Source organism: Pseudomonas sp. GW822-FHT02D10, from assembly GCF_058802345.1.
Window position 1 is genome coordinate 221334 of the sequence record NZ_JBXAOB010000002.1, and the last position, 21650, is coordinate 242983.

Sequence of the window (21650 nt, forward strand, 5' to 3'; positions counted from 1 at the left end):
ACACAGTCTTGCGGCGTGCGGCGTTTCAGAGAACGGCAGGAAAGGCCAAAAGGGGATAGATATGGCCAAAAGCTTTGACCTGAATTCGCCCCTTATTGGCACGAGGATGCGCCAGCTCAGGGCATGGAATGCTGAGCTGTCTGCGAGGCTTTGGGTGTTCTTGAGGACGCCATCGCGAGCAAGCTCGCTCCCACAGTGATTTGGCGTCGTACTCCAATTTTCCGTTCGCTGAAGTCAAATGTGGGAGCGAGCTTGCTCGCGATGACGGCAGCCCGGAAACGCAGCACTCAAGGCCTGAACTGGCTCGGCGCCACGCCACTCCAGCGCACAAACGCATGGCGGAAGCTTGCTGTTTCACTGAAGCCTAAAGCTTCGGCGATGCGGCAGATCGGCAACTGATCTTCGTAAAGCAGCTGTTTGGCGCGCTCAAAGCGCAGTTCGTCGAGCAATTCCTGATAGCTGCACCCCAGATCTTTCAGGTGTCGGCGCAACGTTCGCGCCGAGCAGTTCATCTGTTCGGCCAGACCTTCGAGGCCCGGCGCGGCGTCGAGTTGGGCGGCGAGCAGTTGGCGAATCCGTCCCAGCCACGCCTGGCGTCCGGTGAATTCGGTGTTCTGCTTGCGACAGCGTTCGGCCATGGCCTGGTGGGTGATGGTGTCGGCCAGCGGCAAGGGCTGGTCCAGCCAGCGTTTATCGAAGGCGAAGGCGTTATCGGTGCGGTCGAAGCGCAGCGGGCAATCAAAGTGTGTCGCATAGCTGGCCTGATAATCCGGTGCCGAATGTTCGAAACGAGCACCGAGCAGCGGCAGTGGATGGCCGAGCAAATCGTCGCAAATGACCTTCAGCGAGACCAGGCAGAACTCGGCGTTGAACACTGCCAGCGCCGGGCTTTCCCGGTAATCGGCGGCCACGAACCAGGTGCGCTCGCCGTCGTCTTCAAGGCTTAGCTCGAAAAGTGTTCCCAACAGCGCCGGATAGCGCAGCGCCAAACGCAAAGCGTCACCGAAGGTGGCACTGGTGAGCAGCGCATAACCGAGCATGCCGTAGGACGAAACGTGCATCCGCCGACCCAGCTCCAGACCGATGTCGCGTTTGAGTGCGACCGCATTGGCGCAGACCTGCATCTCTTGGTTGGTGGTAATTCGGGTGTCGGCACGGCTCAGATCCGCCGCACTGATGCCGCTGCCAGCCAGCAACGCTTCACTTGAAAGCCCATCGGCCTTGAAGGCATCGAGCACCAGGGAAACGGCGTTGAGGGTGGTGAGGTGGGAGTGGAGCATGGGCGGTTCCAGCTTGGGAGTGCTGGAAAGGAGCAAGTTGTGTGCCCAACGACGATCTGGTGGGAGCGAGCTTGCTCGCGATAGCGGTTGATCATTCAACATCAATGTCGACTGGCCCACCGTCATCGCGAGCAAGCTCGCTCCCACAGGGTTTGTGGTGTGTCAGCTCAACTCGCCGCACAGGTCCAGTTCGACCAACCGTCGAACCTCAGCGGTGTCCAGTTCCGCCCCCAACAGCGCATGCAATTTGCCAAACGCCGCTTCGCGGGTCATGCCGCCGCCGGACAACACACCGACGCCACGCAAGCGGCTGCCGGCCTCGTAGACATCCAGCTCGACGCCACCTTCATGGCACTGAGTGATCGCGACCACCACAACATCTTTGTCCCGCGCCCGCGCGAGGCTGGCGAGAAACTCAGGGTTATCACTCGGCCCGGTGCCGCTGCCGAAGCATTCCAGCACCAGACCCTGGACGCCGCTGTTCAGCATGCCATCGAGTTGTTCCGCACCAATGCCGGGGAACAGCGGCAGTACGCCGACCTTGGCCAGCTGCTTGCCCTGACGATACTCAAGCGCAGTCGGCAGAGCAGGCGCCTTGACGCCACCCCCCTGGCGTTGCAGACGAGCAAACGGATGACGACCGAAGCTACGGATTTTCGCGCAGCGGGTCGGGTCCAGCAGCTCGCCGTGGAAATACAATTGCACGCCCGGCGCCAGACCTTGGCCGAGGGCGACCAGCGCACCGCCGAGGTTTTCCCAGGCATCGCTGTCAGGCACGCCGGCCGGCAGCATGGAGCCGGTGAACAGCACCCGCGCGTGCAGGCCGAGCAATTGAAAACTCATGGCGGCGGCGCTGTAGGCCAGGGTATCGGTGCCGTGCAGGATCAGCACGCTGTCACAGCCGTCGACCTCGACCGCTTCGATGACAGCGTCACGCAGGCGCTGCCAGTAAGCCGGAGTCATGTTGGCACTGTCGATCAGCGGCGACATCTCGCGAAAGCGCCAGTTCGGCACCACCAACTCGGGTTGGCTGTGCAGGTAGTCGCGCATCCGGGTTTCGAAGCCGGACGCGGGGGCCAGGCCATGAGCGCTGGCTTGCATACCGATGGTGCCACCGGTGTAGAGCACCATGACGTGCTGCGCAGCAGGGTAGGAATTGGAAATCATCAGGTGGTCTCCGCAAGAGATGACTGTGGGAGATTCTATGGTTGAGGGCTTCCCCTCAACCATAGAATCTCCCACAAGTAGTTCACTTTAGCTGACGGGCGCAGGAGATGCGCCCGTCGTTTACCGATCAGCGTTGCGCTGCGGTCACGCCTTGCGGCTCGGCTTCTGCCTTGGGAGTCGCGGCTGGCGGATTGGCTGGCCAGGCGTTGAGGTCCAGGTCCAGATCCGGGAATTTGCTGGAATCGAACACGGGCGTCTTGATGCCCGCAGCACGCTGGTCATCGTAGTCACGCAGGATGCGCATGCCGACCTTGAACAGCAGGAACAGCGCGATCAGGTTGACGAACGCGAGCATGGTCATGGTGATGTCGGCGAACGCGAACACCGTGCTGAGGTTCTCGATAGCGCCCCAGAAGATCAGCACCAGTACCAATGCGCGGTAGCCGATCAACGCCTTGCGGTTTTCACCGATCAAAAAGCGCAGGTTGCTCTCGCCCAGGTAATAGTTGTAGAGGATCGAGGTGAACACGAACAACGCCAGCGCGACGCTGATGAACATCCGGCCCCAATCGCCGACGACTGCCGCCAGGGAGTTCTGGGTCAGGGCGATGCCGTCACCTTCGAAGCCTGGAGTGTAGAAACCCGACAGCAGAATCAGCAATGCGGTGCAGGTGCAGATCACGAAAGTGTCGAGGAACACGCTGAACGCCTGAACCACGCCTTGTGCGACCGGGTGCTCGACCGAGGCTACAGCGGCCACGTTCGGTGCGCTGCCCAGGCCGGCTTCGTTGGCGAATACGCCGCGCTTCACGCCCATGATGATGGCGCTGCCGATCAGGCCGCCGAAGGCCTGGTCCAGACCGAAGGCGCTTTTGACGATGGTCATCAACATGCCTGGCACGTGATCGAACTGCAGCACGATTACGTAGAGGGTCACGGCGATGTAGACCAGCGTCTTGACCGGCACCAGCAGGTCAGCGATCGCCGCAATGCGCTTGATCCCGCCGACGAATACCAGACCCAGCAATACCGCCAGACCGAGGCCGGTGTAGGTGGTGTCGAGGCCGAAGGCGTTGTTCAGCGAGTGGGTCACGGCATGGGCTTGCAGGCCGTTGAAGGCGAAGCCGAAGGTGACCAGCAGCAGGAATGCCATGATCATCCCCAGCCAGCGTTTTTGCAGGCCGTGCTGAATGTAATAGGACGGGCCGCCACGGAACTGGCCTTCGGAATCGCAGCGCTTGTAGAGCTGGCCGAGGGAGCATTCGAAGAAGCTGCTGGACATGCCGACCAGTGCGGTCACCCACATCCAGAACACTGCACCTGGACCGCCAAGGGTCACGGCGATGCCGACACCGGCGATGTTGCCTGCGCCGACGCGGCCGGCAAGGCTGAGCATCAGGGCCTGGAAGGAACTCAGTTGACCGGCGCTGCTGCGCAGGCTGTCGCGGAAGACCGAGAACATGTGGAAGAAGTGACGCAGCTGAACGAAACGCGAGCGGATCGTGAAGTAGCTACCGAGCCCGACAATGAGCACGATCAGTACTTTCCCTGAGAGGAAGTCGTTAATGACTTCGAGCATGGAGTATTCCTCGCTGTTTTTTGTGTAGGCAAATGCTGGTCGGTCAGATACATCGCGTTACACCAGTCTGCGCACGGCACAACAGGTGGGGCGAAGTTCGTCCCGGTTCCATATCGCGGGTTTGTTATTAGTTCGGGTTTCGCATGGGTTTGGGCCTCGTTACCGACGACCGCTCACGCGAAGAGGGGCGGCACTATACCTATCAGTGCGGCGCCCGTCTGCACGGTTGTGGTGCGAGCGATGAAACGAAGCCTTGAAACACCTGACTTTTTCGAGTCAGGCTCTTGTGGGAGCGAGCCTGCTCGCGATGCCGGCGCCGCGGTTTTTCGGGAAAACCGCGTCATCGTTCATCGCGAGCTGGCTCGCTCCCACAGGTTCTGTGTTGTTGCAAAAGAGTTAAAAAAAAGGGCCTGGAGAATAATCTCCAGGCCCTCAAAAGGTGAGAGGTGTCTAGTCCCTCGACCTGGTGAGCAGTACTACAGCGTTGGTCAGGCCTTCAGCGGAACCAGACGCGGAGCAATCATGTTTTCCGGGCGCAGGATGTCGGCGAGCATGGCGTCGTCGAGCAAGCCTTCTTCGCGCACCAGTTCCAGCACACCGCGGCCGCTTTCAAGGGCGATACGGGCGATGCGGGTGGCGTTTTCATAGCCGATGTACGGGTTCAGCGCGGTGACCAGGCCGATCGAGTGCTCGACCAGTTCACGGCAGCGGGCTTCGTTGGCGGTGATGCCGACGATGCAGTGCTCGCGCAGCATGTCCATGGCGCGTTGCAGCAGGCGGATCGAGTCGAAGATCTTGAACGCGATCAACGGCTCCATTACGTTTAGTTGCAGCTGGCCGCCTTCGGCCGCGATGGTCAGGGCCAGGTCGTTACCGATGATCTGGAAGGCCACCTGGTTAACGGCTTCCGGAATAACCGGGTTGACCTTGCCTGGCATGATCGAGCTGCCTGGCTGACGCGCTGGCAGGTTGATTTCGTTGATGCCGGTGCGCGGGCCGCTGGACAGCAGACGCAAGTCGTTGCAGATCTTCGACAGCTTGACCGCGGTGCGCTTGAGCATGCCGGAGAACAGCACGAAGGCGCCCATGTCGGAAGTGGCTTCGATCAGGTCGGCGGCCGGTACCAGCGGTTGACCGCTGATCAGTGCCAGACGCTCAACGGCCAGTTGCTGGTAGCGCGGGTCGGCGTTGATGCCAGTGCCGATCGCGGTGCCGCCCAGGTTCACTTCGGTCAGCAGTTCCGGTGCCAGTGTTTTCAGGCGTGCCAGGTCTTCGCTCAGGGTGGTGGCGAAGGCGCGGAATTCCTGGCCAAGGGTCATCGGCACGGCGTCTTGCAGCTGGGTACGACCCATCTTCAGGACATGGCTGAATTCTTCACCTTTGGCAGCGAACGACTGGATCAGGCTGTCGAGGCTGGCGAGCAGGGCGTCGTGACCCAACAGCAGACCCAGGCGGATGGCCGTCGGGTAGGCGTCGTTGGTCGACTGCGCCATGTTCACGTCGTTGTTCGGGTGCAGGAATTGGTATTCGCCCTTGCTGTGGCCCATGGCCTCCAGCGCGATGTTGGCGATGACTTCGTTGGCATTCATGTTGGTTGAAGTGCCAGCGCCGCCTTGAATCATGTCCACCACGAACTCTTCGTGGAAATCGCCGCGGATCAGACGGGCACAGGCTTCGCTGATGGCAGCGTGCTTGGCTTCGCTCAGGTGACCCAGTTCGCGGTTGGCGTCAGCAGCAGCCTGTTTAACCATGGCCAGGCCCACAACCAGCTTCGGGTAATGCGAAATCGGAACGCCGGAGAGGCGGAAGTTGTTCACCGCTCGCAGGGTCTGGATGCCGTAATACGCTTGAGCCGGTACGTCGAGTACGCCAAGCAAGTCTTTTTCTGTGCGGAAAGATGCAGCGGAGGACATGATAGAAATCATCTCGATATGGACCCGGTCTGTGCCGGAACGCTGCGAATGCTAGGCTTGTGGAGAATTTTGGGCCAATGCTGTTAAACACTGCCCTATGCACATTCGGCATAATGCCCGTGTGACGCCGTGTGCACGGTGAACGTGTGACCTAAATTGGTGCGTGTCCGGGAGGACGTGATGAATCTGGAAAGCAAATGGCTCGAGGACTTTAGTGCCCTGGCCGCCACCCGTAGCTTCTCGCAGGCGGCCGAACGGCGCTTCGTGACTCAGCCGGCGTTCAGCCGGCGGATTCGCAGCCTGGAAGCCGCGCTGGGGCTGACCCTGGTCAATCGCTCGCGCACGCCCATTGAATTGACGGCGGCGGGGCAGCTGTTTCTGGTGACGGCACGCACGGTGGTCGAGCAGCTCGGCGAAGTGCTGCGGCATTTGCATCACCTCGAAGGCGGGCAGGGCGAAGTGATGCAAGTCGCGGCCGCGCACTCCCTGGCCTTGGGTTTCTTTCCGCGCTGGATCGCGCAACTGCGCAACGAAGGCTTGAACATTGCCACGCGGCTGGTAGCGACCAACGTGGGCGACGCCGTGCACGCCCTGCGCGAAGGCGGCTGCGATTTGATGCTGGCGTTTTACGACCCGGATGCGGCCATGCAGATGGACCCGGAGATTTTCCCCTCGCTGCATCTGGGCCACACCGAAATGCTCCCGGTTTGTGCGGCCGATGCCGATGGCAAACCGCTGTTTGACCTCGAAGGCGAGGCCAGCGTGCCGCTGCTGGCCTACAGCGCCGGTGCGTTTCTCGGCCGTTCGGTGAACATGTTGCTGCGCCAGCGTGCGCTGCGCTTCACCACCATCTACGAAACCGCCATGGCCGACAGCCTGAAAAGCATGGCGCTCGAAGGGTTGGGCATTGCCTGGGTGCCGCAATTGAGTGTGCGCGCTGAACTGGCGCGCGGTGAACTGGTGGTCTGCGGCGGCCCGCAATGGCATGTGCCGCTGGAGATTCGTCTGTACCGCTGTGCGTTGGTGCGCAAGGCGAATGTGCGGTTGTTGTGGCGCAAGCTGGAAGGTGGGGCGGCGCAGGGCACGACGGGTTCTTGAGACAGGTATAGATCCAATGTGGGAGCGAGCTTGCTCGCGATGGCGGTTTAACAGTCAATAGGGATGTTGGATGTTATGGCCTCATCGCGAGCAAGCTCGCTCCCACAGTGGATTTGTGTTGTATCTCTCTGACCTTCAAGTCAATAAAACCGGCACTTTGCGCCGCATGACAGATGGTCGCACGGGGGGCTGTTTATCTGCCTCTTTACGGTATACTGCGCGGCCTTCGGCCGGCTCGTCTGGCCATAATTCGTACAATCAAGCCACGCATTCCGCGTGGCTTGTTGTTTTTTGACGCGCCTGCGGGCGCCCAGAGAGAAGAGGCACGACGATGAGTGCACTGGTTGGCGTGATCATGGGCTCCAAGTCCGATTGGTCCACCCTTAGCCACACCGCCGATATGCTGGAAAAGCTCGGCATCCCTTACGAGGTGAAAGTGGTCTCTGCCCACCGCACCCCGGACCTGCTGTTCCAGTACGCCGAAGAGGCCGAGGCCCGTGGCATCGAGGTGATCATCGCCGGTGCCGGTGGCGCGGCCCACTTGCCAGGCATGTGTGCGGCCAAGACCCACCTGCCGGTGCTGGGCGTTCCGGTGCAGTCGTCGATGCTCTCGGGCGTCGATTCGCTGCTGTCGATCGTGCAGATGCCAGCGGGTATTCCGGTTGCCACCCTGGCCATCGGCAAGGCGGGCGCGATCAACGCCGCGCTGCTTTCGGCGAGTATCCTGGGCGCCAAGCACCCGCAATTCCACGCGGTGCTGAAAACCTTCCGTGCCGAGCAGACAGACAGCGTCCTGGACAATCCAGACCCACGCATCGCCTGAGGTTGTTGACGATGAAGATCGGTGTAATCGGTGGCGGCCAGTTGGGTCGCATGTTGGCCCTGGCAGGTACGCCGCTGGGAATGAACTTCGCTTTTCTGGACCCCGCGCCGGATGCCTGCGCAGCCGCGCTGGGTGAGCACCTGCGGGCCGATTACGGCGATCAGGATCACTTGCGTCAGTTGGCCGATGAAGTCGACCTGGTGACCTTCGAGTTCGAAAGCGTCCCGGCCGAAACCGTGGCCTTCCTGTCGCAATTCGTCCCGGTTTACCCGAGTGCCGAAGCGCTGCGCATTGCCCGTGATCGCTGGTTCGAAAAGAGCCTGTTCAAGGACCTGGGTATTCCAACCCCGGCCTTCGCCGATATCCAGTCGCAAGCCGATCTGGAAGCCGCGGTAGCGACCATCGGCCTGCCTGCGGTGCTGAAAACCCGCACGCTGGGTTACGACGGCAAGGGCCAGAAAGTCCTGCGCACGCCGGCCGACGTGGTTGGCGCCTTCGCCGAACTGGGCAGCGTGGCCTGCTTGCTGGAAGGCTTCGTGCCGTTCACCGGTGAAGTTTCGCTGATCGCCGTGCGCGCCCGCGATGGCGAAACGAAGTTCTACCCATTGGTCCACAACACCCACGACAGCGGCATTCTCAAACTGTCCGTGGCCAGCACCGACCACCCGCTGCAAGCCTTGGCCGAGGATTACTCCAGCCGCGTGCTCAAGCAACTGGACTATGTCGGCGTGATGGCATTCGAGTTCTTTGAAGTCGACGGCGGCCTCAAGGCCAACGAAATCGCCCCGCGCGTGCATAACTCCGGGCACTGGACCACCGAAGGTGCCGAGTGCAGCCAGTTCGAAAACCACTTGCGCGCCGTTGCCGGCCTGCCGCTGGGCTCGACCGCCAAGGTCGGCGAGAGCGCGATGCTCAACTTCATCGGCGTTGTGCCGCCGGTGGAGAAGGTCATCGCCATCGCTGATTGCCATCTGCACCACTACGGCAAGGCGTTCAAGGTCGGCCGCAAGGTCGGTCACGCCAACCTGCGTTGCACCGACAGGGCCACGCTGGAACAGCAGATCCTCAAGGTCGAAGCGCTGATCGCCGAATAGTTTCATCTGGCCGCGACGGAACCTTCGGTCGCCGCCGTTCTCTGATGGCAGGATGCCAAAGTCTGACTAGGCTTTGGCATATCCAGTCCAGTTCATTCAGAGGGAAACGCCATGCACATTATTGGAACCATCTTCATCGGCTTGATCGTTGGTCTGCTGGCTCGTTTCCTGAAACCAGGTGACGACAGCATGGGCTGGATCATGACCATCCTGCTCGGCATCGGCGGTTCGCTGGCCGCGACTTACGGTGGTCAGGCGCTGGGTATCTATCAGGCTGGCCAAGGTGCGGGTTTCATTGGTGCGCTGGTGGGTGCGATCATCCTGCTGGTGATCTACGGCCTCATCAAAAAGAGCTGATTCAAGCGACAAAGCCCTCTCTGCTCTGCGTGCGGGGAGGGCTAGAATGCTCGACGACTTACTGACTTCCTTTTGCCGAGCACATTCATGCGCCGTCTTCTGCTGACTCTCCTTCTGCTGGGCACTGGCCTGGCCCATGCCGGCGAACTGCCGGAAACCGACTGGCTCGAACTGATGCCCAAGTCGGACCAGAAAGCTCTTGAGGCCATGCCTGAAATCGACCACAACTCGCCCGAAGCCAACGGCACCTTTACCGACAAGGGTGGCATGAAGCAGAGCAAGGGCTTGCCGGCGGTGATGTATTCGACCAAAACCGTGGCGTCGATGAACGACAAGAACATCCGTATCGGTGGTTATCCCGTGCCGTTGGAAACTGACGGCAAGGGTCGCAGCACGCTGTTTTTCCTGGTGCCTTACCCTGGCGCCTGCATCCACGTGCCGCCACCACCGCCTAACCAGTTGGTGTTGGTACGTTATCCGAAGGGCTTGAAGCTGGACGATATCTACACACCGCTCTGGGTCACCGGCACGCTGAAGATCGAGAAGGTCAACAACGACCTTGCCGACGCGGCCTATGCGCTGGATGCGGCGAAAGTGCGGGTGGTCAAAGAGTCGGATTTGTAACGCGCCAGCTGGCTTGGCACTGATCAAATGTGGGAGCAGCCGGTCGACGCTCGATTGCTCGCGATGGCGGTTTAACAGTCAACAGGGATGTTGGATGTTATGGCCTCATCGCGAGCAAGCTCGCTCCCACAATGGTTTTGTAGTGTTGCTTATAGAGGTTTGCTGGCGATACTCACGCCCAAGGTATGGCTCGCACCCGGTGCCAGATTCACGATGTCATCCATCACATTCGCCGTTTCGATGCACAGCATGCGCTGCCAGCCATCGTCGGCCATGTCACTGAATTGCGCTGCACGCGCGATCCACGGGTTCCAGATCACCGCCGAGCGCGAGCCGCTGCTGGTCAGGTCGATGCGCCGTTCCCAGGCAGAATCGACGATGCTCAATTGCGTCGGTGTATCCAGGTAAATCCGGTCGGTTTCCCCGGCAAAACGCAGATCGCCGGTCTGAGTGACGGTTTTCCAGTTATCGAGGGTTTCGATGTAGCTCAGCCCGTCCAGGCCTTCGACATGCACGTTGCGTACATCGCTGACCGCGAAGTAGCTGTGCAGCGCCTGGCTGATGCTCACGTTGTCAGCGCCGCGATTGTGGCTGGTCAGGTTGATGTGCAATTGCTCATCAAGACGAATGCTCAGCGTCAAATCGACCTGATGCGGCCATCCCGGCAGACCAGCTTCAGGGTATGGCAGTACAAATTCGACCTTCAGGCTTTCGCCTTCGGCTTCAATCGCGCCCAGCTCCCAGTCCATCGCCCGCACCAGCCCATGGGCGGTAGCGGGTTGATCGCTGACGCGCATCGCCTGAACGCTCGGCGGGTTGCGGTCCAGATTGCCAAACCACGGCCAGCACACGGGAACACCTGCGCGGATGCTCTTGCCGGTTTTGAATACCGCCTCATCGTTGAGCCAGATCAGCGGCGGTTGCCCGGCCAGTTGATAACTGAGGATGTGCGCGCCTTGCTGGGCCACCAGCAATTCGGCCTGACCGTGGCGGATCCGCCAGCAGTTCAGTTCATCCAGTTTCACGGCTTCAACGTTGGGAGTAGGCATGTTGCACATCTCGTTCAGGATCAATGACAGCAATGGACCGCAGACGGCCGCCGGGTTTAACGAGCTCTAGGCGGAACCGAACGGGTGCGGCCGCTGCCATCGATGGCGACGAACACGAACACCGCTTCCGTGACTTTACGCCATTCGCTGGACAACGGATCGTCGCTCCAGACCTCGACCATCATCTTGATCGAGCTACGGCCAATTTCCGTTGCCTGGGTATAGAAGGACAGCTGCGCGCCCACGGCGACCGGCACCAGGAAGGCCATGCGATCGATCGCCACGGTGGCGACGCGTCCGCCCGCGACCTTGCTGGCCATCGCCGTACCGGCCAAGTCCATCTGTGACACCAGCCAGCCGCCGAAAATATCGCCAAAGCCGTTGGTTTCGCGGGGAAGCGCGGTGATTTGCAGGGCCAGATCGCCTTGCGGAATAGGATCTTCTTGTTCGAGCTCTATCATGCCGGGGGTGCCTCTGACCCGTAACTCTTCGAATGTGCAGCGGGTGAATAGCCGTCTTGGGAAAAACGATTCAGCCCGAACATACTACGTTCGTCACGTTTTCCATAAGGCGCACTAACAGGGAAACTCTGCGAAACCGGCTGATTGAAGCCAACGGCGTTTTCGCACAGCAACCCTTTCAATGTGTTGCAAGTTGCGAGTATATCGGTCGGTAGACCGCACGACGACCACCCGGTTCTCATTTTGACGGCCAAATACGCGCTTCCCTGTGCTTTTTCAAACAATTTGTTATCGTGCCAAACCTGCCCAAGCCCCTGCCAGCGTTGTTGGGGTTGCGGATCTGACTATAAGAGAAGCCCTTGCCATGACCACCGCGCCATCGAGCCTAGCGACATCCGCGCAATCTGCACGCCCCTTGACCCGCAACGACTACAAGACGCTGTCGCTATCTGCCTTGGGCGGGGCGCTGGAGTTTTACGACTTCATCATCTTCGTGTTCTTCGCCACGGTCGTCGGCAAGTTGTTCTTCCCGGCGGACATGCCCGAGTGGCTGCGGCTGATGCAGACCTTCGGCATCTTTGCCGCCGGTTACCTGGCGCGGCCACTGGGCGGCATTGTCATGGCGCACTTCGGCGACCTGCTGGGGCGCAAGAAAATGTTCACCCTGAGCATTTTCATGATGGCCGTACCGACGCTGATCATGGGCTTGCTGCCGACGTACGCGCAGGTCGGCATGTGGGCGCCGATCCTGTTGCTGCTGATGCGAGTGATCCAGGGCGCGGCGATTGGCGGTGAAGTGCCAGGGGCCTGGGTCTTCGTTTCCGAACACGTGCCCCAGCGGCACATCGGCTACGCCTGCGGCACGCTGACGTCTGGCCTGACTGCCGGCATCCTGCTCGGCTCGCTGGTCGCCACCGCAATCAACAGTATTTATACCCCTGAGCAGGTGACCGATTACGCCTGGCGGATCCCGTTCCTGCTTGGCGGTGTGTTTGGCCTGTTCTCGGTCTACCTGCGCCGCTGGCTGCACGAAACCCCGGTGTTCGCCGAGCTGCAACTGCGCAAGGCGCTGGCCGAAGAAGTGCCGCTGCGTGCGGTGTTGCGTGACCATCGCGGCGCCATTGCCCTCTCGATGCTGCTGACCTGGCTGCTGTCGGCCGGGATCATCGTAGTCATTCTGATGACCCCGACCGTGCTGCAAACCATCTATCACTTCTCGGCCACGACCGCGCTGCAAGCCAATAGTGTGGCCATCGTGTGCCTGAGCCTGGGTTGCGTGGCCTCCGGCGCGCTGGCGGATCGCTTCGGCGCTGGTCGGGTGTTCGTGTTTGGCAGTGCGGCGCTGCTGACGACTTCCTGGACCTTCTACCACAGCCTGTTCAATCACCCCGACTGGCTGTTCCCGCTGTACGCGCTGACCGGCCTGTTCGTCGGCACCATTGGCGCAGTGCCGTTCGTGATGGTCAAGGCGTTCCCGGCGGTGGTGCGTTTCAGTGGCCTGTCGTTCTCCTACAACCTGGCCTACGCGATCTTCGGCGGCCTGACCCCGATGGTCGTCACCTTGCTGCTCAAGGAAAGTCCGATGGGGCCTGCCTACTATGTGGCAATCATCTGCAGCATCGGCATCGTGGTGGGTGGTTACCTCTGGAAGAAGAACCGCTGAATCAAACGATCGCAGCCTTCGGCAGCTCCTACAGGGCGTTCACCGATCTGGCGTAGGAGCTGCCGCAGGCTGCGATCTTGGCGATATCACCATCAACGCCTCACCTGAAAGGCCAGCCTTCTTACGGAGTGCTGGCCTTTCATCTAATTGTCACATTCGAGTCATAGAGTGTTCATACGGCCTGCCGATACTTGGCCCCGACTTAACACACCCTATTTGCTAGGAGTAAGGCATGAAACTGAAGCGTTTGATGGTGGCAATGACTTTTGTCGCTGCTGGCGTTGCAACCGCCAATGCGGTCGCTGCTGGTGTTGACCCGGCTATTAAGCCTTATGTAAAGGCCACCGGTGTGTCGGGCAACCTGTCCAGCGTCGGTTCCGATACCCTGGCCAACCTCATGACCCTGTGGGCTGAGAACTACAAAAAAGAATACCCGAACGTAAACATCCAGATTCAGGCCGCTGGCTCCGCCACTGCGCCACCTGCGTTGACTGAAGGCACCTCTAACCTGGGCCCGATGAGCCGCAAGATGAAGGACACCGAACTGGCTGCCTTTGAGCAGAAGTACGGCTACAAGCCAACCGCTATCCCGGTTGCCGTGGATGCCCTGGCCGTGTTCGTGCACAAGGACAACCCGATCCAGCACCTGACCATGGAACAGGTCGACGCGATCTTCTCCTCGACTCGTCTGTGCGGCGCTAAAGAAGAAGTCAAAACCTGGGCCGACCTGGGCGTGAAGGGTGATCTGGCCAACAAGCCAGTTCAACTGTTCGGCCGTAACTCGGTATCCGGCACTTATGGCTACTTCAAAGAAGAAGCCCTGTGCAAAGGCGACTACAAGCCAAACGTCAACGAACAACCAGGCTCGGCTTCGGTCGTGCAATCGATCAGCTCTTCGCTGAACGGTATCGGTTACTCGGGCATCGGCTACAAGACCGCCAGCGTGAAAACCGTTGCCCTGTCGAAGAAAGGCAGCACCGAGTTCATCGAAGACAGCGAAGAAAACGCTCTGAACGGCAAATACCCGCTGTCGCGTTTCCTCTACGTTTACGTCAACAAAGCCCCGAACAAGCCTCTGGCCCCGCTGGAAGCCGAGTTCGTGAAACTGGTTCTGTCCAAGCAGGGTCAGGAAGTTGTCGTGAAAGACGGCTACATCCCACTGCCAGCCAAAGTTGCCGCCAAGGCACTGGCTGACCTGGGTCTGCAAGAAGGCGGCGCTGAAGTCGTAAAAAAGTAACACCCTGAGTCAGGGCTGAAGTCCTGACTCAGTAGGAGCCGGTTTGGCGGTGAATGGCCTCACCGCGGTGAGCCAGTCGACCAGGTCGATTGCACTGCCGGCGAGCCGGCTCCTACACCCCCAAATTTCTGTCCGCTGCCAGTTCACACGGGCGGCGGCTTTGCTGCGTCACTGCATTGTCATCTTTCTGTCATACAGGATCGCTAGGGTGTGCGCATGAATGATCTGGCCAATTCCAACATGACTACCAATCCCCCCAAGCGCATTGACTTCAATACGCCTGAGCTACAACGCAAGCGCCGTATGCGCGCGCTCAAGGATCGCCTGACCCGCTGGTACGTTTTCGTCGGCGGCCTTGCCGTCCTCGGTGCGATCACGCTGATCTTCTTCTTCCTTGGCTACGTCGTTGCGCCACTGTTCCAGGGCGCCAGCCTGACTTCCAAGGACGCGATCACCCCGGCCTGGATGCAAGACGCCGGCAAACCGCTGATGATCTCCCTCGAAGAGCAGAACCAGGTCGCCATGCGGGTTTCCGACAAAGGCCAGATGCTGTTCTTTGACCTCGACAGTGGTGCTGAACTGCGCCGCGTTGACCTGCCGATTCCGGCGGGCACCAGCGTAACGTCGATTGCTGAAGACCAGCCCGGTCATCCGCTGGTAGCCGTGGGGTTGTCCAACGGCCAGGCACTGGTATTCCGTCACACCTATAAAGTCAGTTACCCGGAAGGCAAGAAAACCATCTCGCCGGCCATCGAATACCCATACGGCGAAACACCGATTGCGTTGAACGAGCAGGGCGGTGCCCTGGAGCACGTCAGCCTCAATGCGACCGAATCGACTCTGCTGCTGGCCGGCTCCACCGGTTCGCAGCTGCACGTACTGTCGCTGAGCAGCGAAGAAAACATGATGACCGGTGAGGTCACCAACGAGCAGAAGCGTATCGAGCTGCCGCAAATGACCGAGCCGGTGAAGAACATCTTCGTCGACCCGCGTCAGCAGTGGCTGTATGTGGTCAACGGCCGCGCCCAGGCCGACGTCTTCAGCCTGCGCGACAAGAGCCTCAACGGTCGCTACAAACTGCTGGATGACGGCGAAGCCCAAGTGACTGCCGCGACCCAGCTGGTGGGCGGTATCTCGCTGATCATCGGTAACTCCAAGGGTGGCCTGGCCCAGTGGTTCATGGCTCGCGATACCGATGGCGAACAACGCCTGAAACAGATCCGTACCTTCCAGATGGGCACCACGCCGATCATTGAAATCACCGCCGAAGAACGTCGCAAAGGCTTCATCGCCCTCGACACTGCCGGCAAGCTCGGCGTGTTCCACAGCACCGCCCACCGCACCTTGCTGGTGGACCAGGTGGTCAATGGTGCGGGCATCTTCGGTCTGTCGCCGCGTGCCAACCGCGTCATCGTGGAGCAGGGCGGCAAGCTGCAACCGCTGCTGCTCGACAACCCGCACCCGGAAGTTTCGTGGAGCGCTTTGTGGAGCAAGGTCTGGTACGAAAACTACGACGAGCCTAAATACGTCTGGCAATCGACCGCCGCCAACACTGACTTCGAACCCAAGCTGAGCCTCTCGCCGCTGACGTTCGGTACGCTGAAAGCCGCGTTCTACGCAATGTTGCTGGCGGCACCGCTGGCGGTAGCGGCAGCGATTTACACCGCTTACTTCATGGCTCCGGGCATGCGCCGCAAGGTCAAACCAGTCATCGAGTTGATGGAAGCGATGCCGACGGTGATCCTCGGCTTCTTCGCCGGCCTGTTCCTCGCACCGTATGTGGAAGGACACTTGCCGGGCATTTTCAGCCTGTTGATGCTCGTGCCGATTGGCATTCTGGTGGCCGGTTTCATCTTCAGTCGCCTGCCCGAGTCGATTCGCCTGAAAGTGCCGGACGGCTGGGAAAGCGCGATCCTGATCCCGGTGATTCTGTTTGTGGGCTGGTTGTCGCTGTACATGAGCCCGTACATGGAAACCTGGTTCTTCGGCGGTGACATGCGCATGTGGATCTCCCACGACCTGGGCATCACTTACGACCAGCGCAACGCACTGGTGGTCGGTCTGGCCATGGGCTTTGCAGTGATCCCGAATATCTACTCGATCGCTGAAGACGCCGTGTTCAGCGTGCCTCGCGGTTTGACCCTCGGTTCCCTGGCCCTCGGTGCTACGCCATGGCAGACCATGACCCGCGTGGTGATCCTCACCGCTAGCCCGGGCATTTTCTCGGCACTGATGATCGGCATGGGCCGTGCGGTCGGGGAAACCATGATCGTGTTGATGGCCACCGGTAACACCCCAGTCATGGAAATGAACCTGTTCGAAGGTCTGCGCACTCTGGCCGCCAACGTCGCGGTGGAAATGCCCGAATCGGAAGTCGGCGGCAGTCACTACCGCGTGCTGTTCCTCTCGGCGCTGGTGCTGCTGTTGTTCACCTTCATCATGAACACCCTCGCGGAGCTGATCCGTCAGCGTCTGCGCAAGAAATACTCGTCGCTTTAAGAAAGGTAGAAGTCTGTGAAACAGAACTCCCTGAAAGGATGGTTCAAGAGCGGCGCCCCCGGCGTCTGGATCAGCGGTGGCGCGGTGTCCATCGCGGTCATCATGACCATTGGTTTGCTGGCGGTGATTGCCGTGCGTGGTCTGGGTCACTTCTGGCCGGCTGACCTGATGCACGCCAGCTACGACGTGCCGGGCCAGGCCAACCATGTCGTCATCGGCGAAGTGGTACAGAAGGAAGAAGTACCGCGTGAGCGTCTGAAAACCGCGGGTTTGCCAGTGCCGGATCAAGGTCCGGAATTCATGACCCGCGAGCTGATCAAGGTCGGTAACCGTGATATCAACGGCAACGACTTCACCTGGATCGTCGGCGAGTGGCTGACCAACCAGAGCAATCCGCCAGAGTTGATGACCATCGAGCGTCGTGAGTGGGGCAATTACTACGGCTACCTGCTCAACGTCAAACAGGACGGCAAGGTCATCGCTGAAGGCGAAGCGGCCTGGCCAGAGCTGCAAGCGCGGGTGGACCGGGTCAACGGGCTCGCAGCGCAGCTCAAGAACCTGGAAAAAACCGACATCGGTGCGATCAACGCCGGGCTTGAGCGTGTTCGCCTGCACGGTCGCAAACTGGAGCTGGAAGGCAAGCTTGATGCGGCCGCGCAGGCCTACATGGACGCCGAACGCGCTGAACTGAACGCCCGTTATAAAGATGTTGAAGTGCGCTTGAGTGACCTGCACACGCAGTTCAACCGCGACAGCCTGACCGCTCGCGATGCCAACGGCAAAGAACTCGAAATCAGCATCGGCAAAGTGGTTCATGCCTACCAGCCGAACGCCATGAGCTACCTGACCAAGCTGGGCTTCTACTTCAACAAGGTCTGGGAATTCCTCAGCGACGACCCGCGTGAAGCCAACACTGAAGGCGGGATCTTCCCGGCAATCTTCGGCACCGTGATGATGACCTTGATCATGGCGATGATCGTCACCCCGTTCGGCGTACTGGCGGCGGTCTACCTGCGTGAATATGCACGCCAGGGGCCGATGACCCGGTTGATCCGCATCGCGGTGAACAACCTGGCAGGCGTTCCGGCGATTGTTTACGGCGTGTTCGGTCTGGGCTTCTTCGTTTACGTCCTCGGCGGCTCGGTTGACCGGTTGTTCTTCCCTGAAGCCTTGCCGGCGCCGACCTTCGGTACGCCGGGTCTGCTCTGGGCCTCGCTGACCCTGGCGCTGCTGGCGGTGCCGGTGGTGATCGTAGCCACCGAAGAAGGTCTGGCGCGGATTCCTCGCACCGTGCGTGAAGGCTCGCTGGCCCTCGGCGCAACCAAGGCTGAAACCCTGTGGAAGATCGTGCTGCCAATGGCCAGCCCGGCGATGATGACCGGGATGATCCTCGCCGTGGCTCGCGCCGCCGGTGAAGTGGCGCCGCTGATGCTGGTGGGTGTGGTGAAACTGGCGCCGTCGCTGCCGGTAGACGGCAACTACCCGTACCTGCACCTTGACCAGAAGATCATGCACTTGGGCTTCCATATTTATGACGTCGGCTTCCAAAGCCCGAACGTCGAAGCCGCGCGGCCGCTGGTGTACGCCACGGCGCTGCTGCTGGTGCTGGTAATCGCTACGCTCAACCTGTCGGCAGTGTGGATTCGTAACCACCTGCGCGAGAAATACAAAGCTTTGGATAGCTGATTTCATGCAGCACTGATTTTTCTGTGGGAGCGAGCTTGCTCGCGATGGCATCGCCGCGGTTTCAAGTGAACCGAGTTGCCCAAATCGCGAGCAAGCTCGCTCCCACAAAAACCGAACCGAATTTGTTAGCACAGGGAGTTTCCCATGCAGCACGAAACACATACCCACGGCATCAACATGTCGGCCCTGGGTCGCGACAAGCAGAGCCTGAACCTGGACCAGGAAACCGTGGCCATCGAAGTGCCGAGCCTGAGCCTGTTCTACGGCGACAAACAAGCGCTGTACGACGTCAGCATGAACATTCCCAAGCAGCGCGTGACCGCGTTCATCGGTCCGTCCGGTTGCGGCAAGTCAACGCTGCTGCGCACCTTCAACCGGATGAACGATCTGGTCGATGGCTGCCGTGTCGAAGGTGAGATCAACCTGTACGGCAACAACATCTACCGCAAGGGCGAAGACGTGGCCGAACTGCGTCGTCGCGTCGGCATGGTGTTCCAGAAGCCGAACCCGTTCCCGAAAACCATTTATGAAAACGTGGTCTACGGCCTGCGTATTCAAGGCATCAACAAAAAGCGTGTGCTCGACGAAGCGGTCGAATGGGCGTTGAAGGGCGCGGCACTGTGGGATGAAGTGAAAGACCGTCTGCACGAGTCGGCACTGGGCTTGTCCGGTGGTCAGCAGCAACGTCTGGTGATTGCTCGTACCATCGCGGTGGAGCCGGAAGTGCTGCTGCTCGATGAGCCGTGCTCGGCACTCGACCCGATCTCGACGCTGAAAGTCGAAGAACTGATCTACGAACTGAAATCCAAGTTCACCATCGTCATCGTGACCCACAACATGCAACAGGCCGCGCGGGTTTCCGACTACACGGCGTTCATGTACATGGGCAAACTGGTGGAATTCGGCGACACCGATACCCTGTTCACCAATCCGGCGAAGAAGCAGACCGAAGACTACATCACCGGTCGTTATGGCTAGGATGCCGCTAGCGTTGCTCGCTTAACCATCGCTGCGGTAGACCGCACCTTACCGGACGCTCCAAGGACGCCAACATGATTAGTAAAGAAGGCCTTACCCACCACATCTCCCAGCAGTTCAACGCTGAGCTCGAGGAAGTGCGCAGCCACCTCCTGGCCATGGGCGGGCTGGTCGAGAAGCAGGTCAATGACGCGGTCACTGCACTGATCGAAGCGGACTCGGGCCTGGCCCAGCAAGTGCGCGAAATCGACGACCAGATCAACCAGATGGAACGCAACATCGACGAAGAATGCCTGCGCATCCTGGCCCGTCGTCAGCCGGCCGCGTCCGATTTGCGGCTGATCATCAGCATCTCCAAGTCGGTCATCGACCTGGAACGCATCGGTGACGAAGCGACTAAAATCGCCCGCCGTGCCATCCAGCTGTGCGAAGAAGGCGAGGCCCCGCGGGGTTACGTCGAAGTTCGTCATATCGGCGACCAGGTACGCAACATGGTTCGCGACGCGCTGGACGCCTTCGCTCGCTTCGACGCCGAGCTGGCGTTGTCGGTGGCCCAGTACGACAAGATCATCGACCGTGAATACAAGACCGCACTGCGCGAGCTGGCGACCTACATGATGGAAGACCCACGCTCTATCTCGCGGGTCTTGAGCATCATCTGGGTGCTGCGTTCGCTGGAGCGGATCGGCGACCACGCGCGCAATATTTCCGAGCTGGTGATTTACCTGGTGCGCGGTACCGACGTCCGTCATCTGGGCCTCAAGCGCATGAAGGAAGAAGTTGAAGGCACAAGTGCCGAAAGCGCTAATGTTCCGGGCAAAGCTGACGATAAGTAAGATTGCCCAAGTAAAGCGCCCGGCCCTTTGGCCGGGCGTTTTTGTTTGCGGTTTTGCAATTCATAGCACCCGCGAACGAAAAAAGTCCCGGCGTGACTGAAGAGTTTTGGCAAAGTGCCATCAGCAAGGCGTTATGCTTGCCGGGATTTTTTAAAGGGGTGGTTGATGAGTAAGGTCAGTGTGTTGGTGGTTGATGACGCTTCGTTCATCCGTGACCTGGTGAAGAAGTGCCTGCGCAACTACTTCCCGGGCATTCGGATCGAAGACGCGGTCAACGGCAAAAAGGCTCAGGCCCTGTTGGCGCGTGAAACGTTCGACCTGGTGCTGTGCGACTGGGAAATGCCGGAAATGTCTGGCCTCGAACTGCTGACCTGGTGTCGCGAGCAGGACAATCTCAAGAGCATGCCGTTCGTCATGGTCACCAGCCGTGGCGACAAGGAAAACGTGGTTCAGGCGATCCAGGCCGGCGTCTCCGGCTATGTCAGCAAGCCTTTCACCAACGAGCAGCTGCTGACCAAGGTCAAGCAGGCGCTGAACAAGGTCGGCAAACTCGACACCTTGATGAACAGCGCGCCCACCAAGATGAATTCGGCGTTCGGCAACGACTCCCTCAGCGCGCTCACGGGCGGCAAGGCTGCAGTTGTTGCACCTGTCGCAGCCCCGGCCAATCCGTTTGCCAAGCCTGCCGCCGCTGCACCGGCCCCGGCTGCTGCGCCCTCTCGCGGCCTGCTCAACAGCCCACCGGTCAAGGCGCCTGCCGCGGCCCCGGCCGGCGGTCGTGGCCAAGGTCAACTGCGTTTGCCCAACGGCACTCAGCAATGCGTGATCAAAGCCTTGAGCCTCAAGGAAGCGTTGTTGGTCGTTAAGCGCACCGACACCCTGCCGCAAGTGCTCGACAGCGCCGTGCTCGACCTGGAGCAAGGCGACAATGCCGAAGTTGCACGCCTGAATGGCTACCTGCACGCCATCGTCGCCCACGAGCCGAAACCCGACAGCGACTGGCTGCAATTGACTTTCCGCTTCGTCGACCAAGACGCCCAAAAGCTCGACTACATTTCCCGCCTGATTGCCCGTGGTACGGCGCAGAAGCATTTCGTACCGGGCGCGTAAGCGTCGCGTCTAATAGATCGCTATCTTCGGCTGCTTTTGAGTGAGCTGTTGAAGGTGGCGATTTTTTGCTGTGCATCCGTGCATCGGATTCCCGATGTGCATCTTGTTTTATATCTGTTTTGATATAGGCTATTGATAACGACCTCGCGTCGGCGTGCTTTTCTGCCATGCCTTGAAACAACCCGAAGCGGCAGTC

At 60.1% G+C, this 21650-nt stretch carries 18 protein-coding genes; 12 read left to right on the top strand and 6 right to left on the bottom strand.

Going from position 1 to position 21650, the window contains the following annotated elements; translation table 11 throughout:
* Positions 1-287 precede the first annotated feature (287 nt).
* The 4 genes from AC1RPZ_RS04210 to AC1RPZ_RS04225 form a co-directional block, all read right to left on the bottom strand.
* Entirely contained in the window at positions 288-1280 is a 993-nt protein-coding gene (locus tag AC1RPZ_RS04210) for an AraC family transcriptional regulator (protein ID WP_493135182.1), read from the bottom strand.
* A 162-nt stretch (positions 1281-1442) separates the two neighbouring features.
* Positions 1443-2447: an asparaginase gene (locus tag AC1RPZ_RS04215; protein WP_493135184.1), complete on the bottom strand. Its 1005-nt coding sequence runs from the start codon at positions 2445-2447 to the stop codon at positions 1443-1445.
* Between the two features lie 127 nt (positions 2448-2574).
* Positions 2575-4026 (bottom strand): alanine/glycine:cation symporter family protein, encoded by a 1452-nt coding sequence (locus AC1RPZ_RS04220; protein ID WP_493135186.1) that lies wholly within the window; start codon positions 4024-4026, stop codon positions 2575-2577.
* A gap of 488 nt (positions 4027-4514) precedes the next feature.
* Positions 4515-5939 (bottom strand): aspartate ammonia-lyase, encoded by a 1425-nt coding sequence (locus AC1RPZ_RS04225; protein WP_493135188.1) that lies wholly within the window; start codon positions 5937-5939, stop codon positions 4515-4517.
* Between the two features lie 180 nt (positions 5940-6119).
* Between AC1RPZ_RS04225 and AC1RPZ_RS04230 the strand changes: the two genes are divergently transcribed.
* From AC1RPZ_RS04230 to AC1RPZ_RS04250, 5 genes are all read left to right on the top strand, one after another.
* Positions 6120-7037, top strand: coding sequence for a LysR substrate-binding domain-containing protein (locus AC1RPZ_RS04230; protein WP_102673733.1), 918 nt, complete (start codon positions 6120-6122; stop codon positions 7035-7037).
* A 331-nt stretch (positions 7038-7368) separates the two neighbouring features.
* The gene (gene purE, locus AC1RPZ_RS04235) at positions 7369-7860 is read left to right on the top strand and encodes a 5-(carboxyamino)imidazole ribonucleotide mutase (RefSeq protein ID WP_019694319.1); all 492 of its coding nucleotides are present in this window, start codon (positions 7369-7371) and stop codon (positions 7858-7860) included.
* Between the two features lie 11 nt (positions 7861-7871).
* Positions 7872-8954: a 5-(carboxyamino)imidazole ribonucleotide synthase gene (locus AC1RPZ_RS04240; RefSeq protein WP_493135191.1), complete on the top strand. Its 1083-nt coding sequence runs from the start codon at positions 7872-7874 to the stop codon at positions 8952-8954.
* A 111-nt stretch (positions 8955-9065) separates the two neighbouring features.
* On the top strand, positions 9066-9311 hold the full coding sequence (locus AC1RPZ_RS04245) for a GlsB/YeaQ/YmgE family stress response membrane protein (protein ID WP_493135193.1): 246 nt from the start codon (positions 9066-9068) through the stop codon (positions 9309-9311).
* An 87-nt stretch (positions 9312-9398) separates the two neighbouring features.
* A complete protein-coding gene (locus AC1RPZ_RS04250) occupies positions 9399-9935 on the top strand; it encodes a DUF3299 domain-containing protein (protein ID WP_493135195.1) in 537 nt (178 codons plus the stop codon).
* A 149-nt stretch (positions 9936-10084) separates the two neighbouring features.
* Here AC1RPZ_RS04250 and AC1RPZ_RS04255 read toward each other — a convergent pair whose 3' ends face one another.
* Entirely contained in the window at positions 10085-10984 is a 900-nt protein-coding gene (locus AC1RPZ_RS04255) for a D-hexose-6-phosphate mutarotase (RefSeq protein ID WP_493135197.1), read from the bottom strand.
* 56 nt (positions 10985-11040) lie between these two features.
* Positions 11041-11445, bottom strand: a complete 405-nt coding sequence (locus AC1RPZ_RS04260) for an acyl-CoA thioesterase (RefSeq protein ID WP_019694314.1) — start codon at positions 11443-11445, stop codon at positions 11041-11043.
* Between the two features lie 364 nt (positions 11446-11809).
* Here AC1RPZ_RS04260 and AC1RPZ_RS04265 point away from each other — a divergent pair, with 364 nt between their 5' ends.
* The 7 genes from AC1RPZ_RS04265 to AC1RPZ_RS04295 all read left to right on the top strand — a co-directional run bounded on the left by AC1RPZ_RS04265 (position 11810) and on the right by AC1RPZ_RS04295 (position 21454).
* Positions 11810-13108, top strand: coding sequence for an MFS transporter (locus AC1RPZ_RS04265; protein WP_493135199.1), 1299 nt, complete (start codon positions 11810-11812; stop codon positions 13106-13108).
* 232 nt (positions 13109-13340) lie between these two features.
* On the top strand, positions 13341-14345 hold the full coding sequence (locus AC1RPZ_RS04270; protein WP_493135201.1) for a phosphate ABC transporter substrate-binding protein PstS: 1005 nt from the start codon (positions 13341-13343) through the stop codon (positions 14343-14345).
* 465 nt (positions 14346-14810) lie between these two features.
* Positions 14811-16844, top strand: a complete 2034-nt coding sequence (locus tag AC1RPZ_RS04275) for an ABC transporter permease subunit (RefSeq protein WP_493135690.1) — start codon at positions 14811-14813, stop codon at positions 16842-16844.
* A gap of 15 nt (positions 16845-16859) precedes the next feature.
* On the top strand, positions 16860-18530 hold the full coding sequence (pstA, locus tag AC1RPZ_RS04280; RefSeq protein ID WP_493135203.1) for a phosphate ABC transporter permease PstA: 1671 nt from the start codon (positions 16860-16862) through the stop codon (positions 18528-18530).
* Between the two features lie 144 nt (positions 18531-18674).
* On the top strand, positions 18675-19508 hold the full coding sequence (gene pstB, locus AC1RPZ_RS04285; protein ID WP_493135205.1) for a phosphate ABC transporter ATP-binding protein PstB: 834 nt from the start codon (positions 18675-18677) through the stop codon (positions 19506-19508).
* A 74-nt stretch (positions 19509-19582) separates the two neighbouring features.
* On the top strand, positions 19583-20344 hold the full coding sequence (phoU, locus tag AC1RPZ_RS04290; protein WP_493135207.1) for a phosphate signaling complex protein PhoU: 762 nt from the start codon (positions 19583-19585) through the stop codon (positions 20342-20344).
* Positions 20345-20509: 165 nt separating this feature from the next.
* Positions 20510-21454, top strand: coding sequence for a response regulator (locus tag AC1RPZ_RS04295; protein WP_493135209.1), 945 nt, complete (start codon positions 20510-20512; stop codon positions 21452-21454).
* Positions 21455-21650 lie beyond the last annotated feature (196 nt).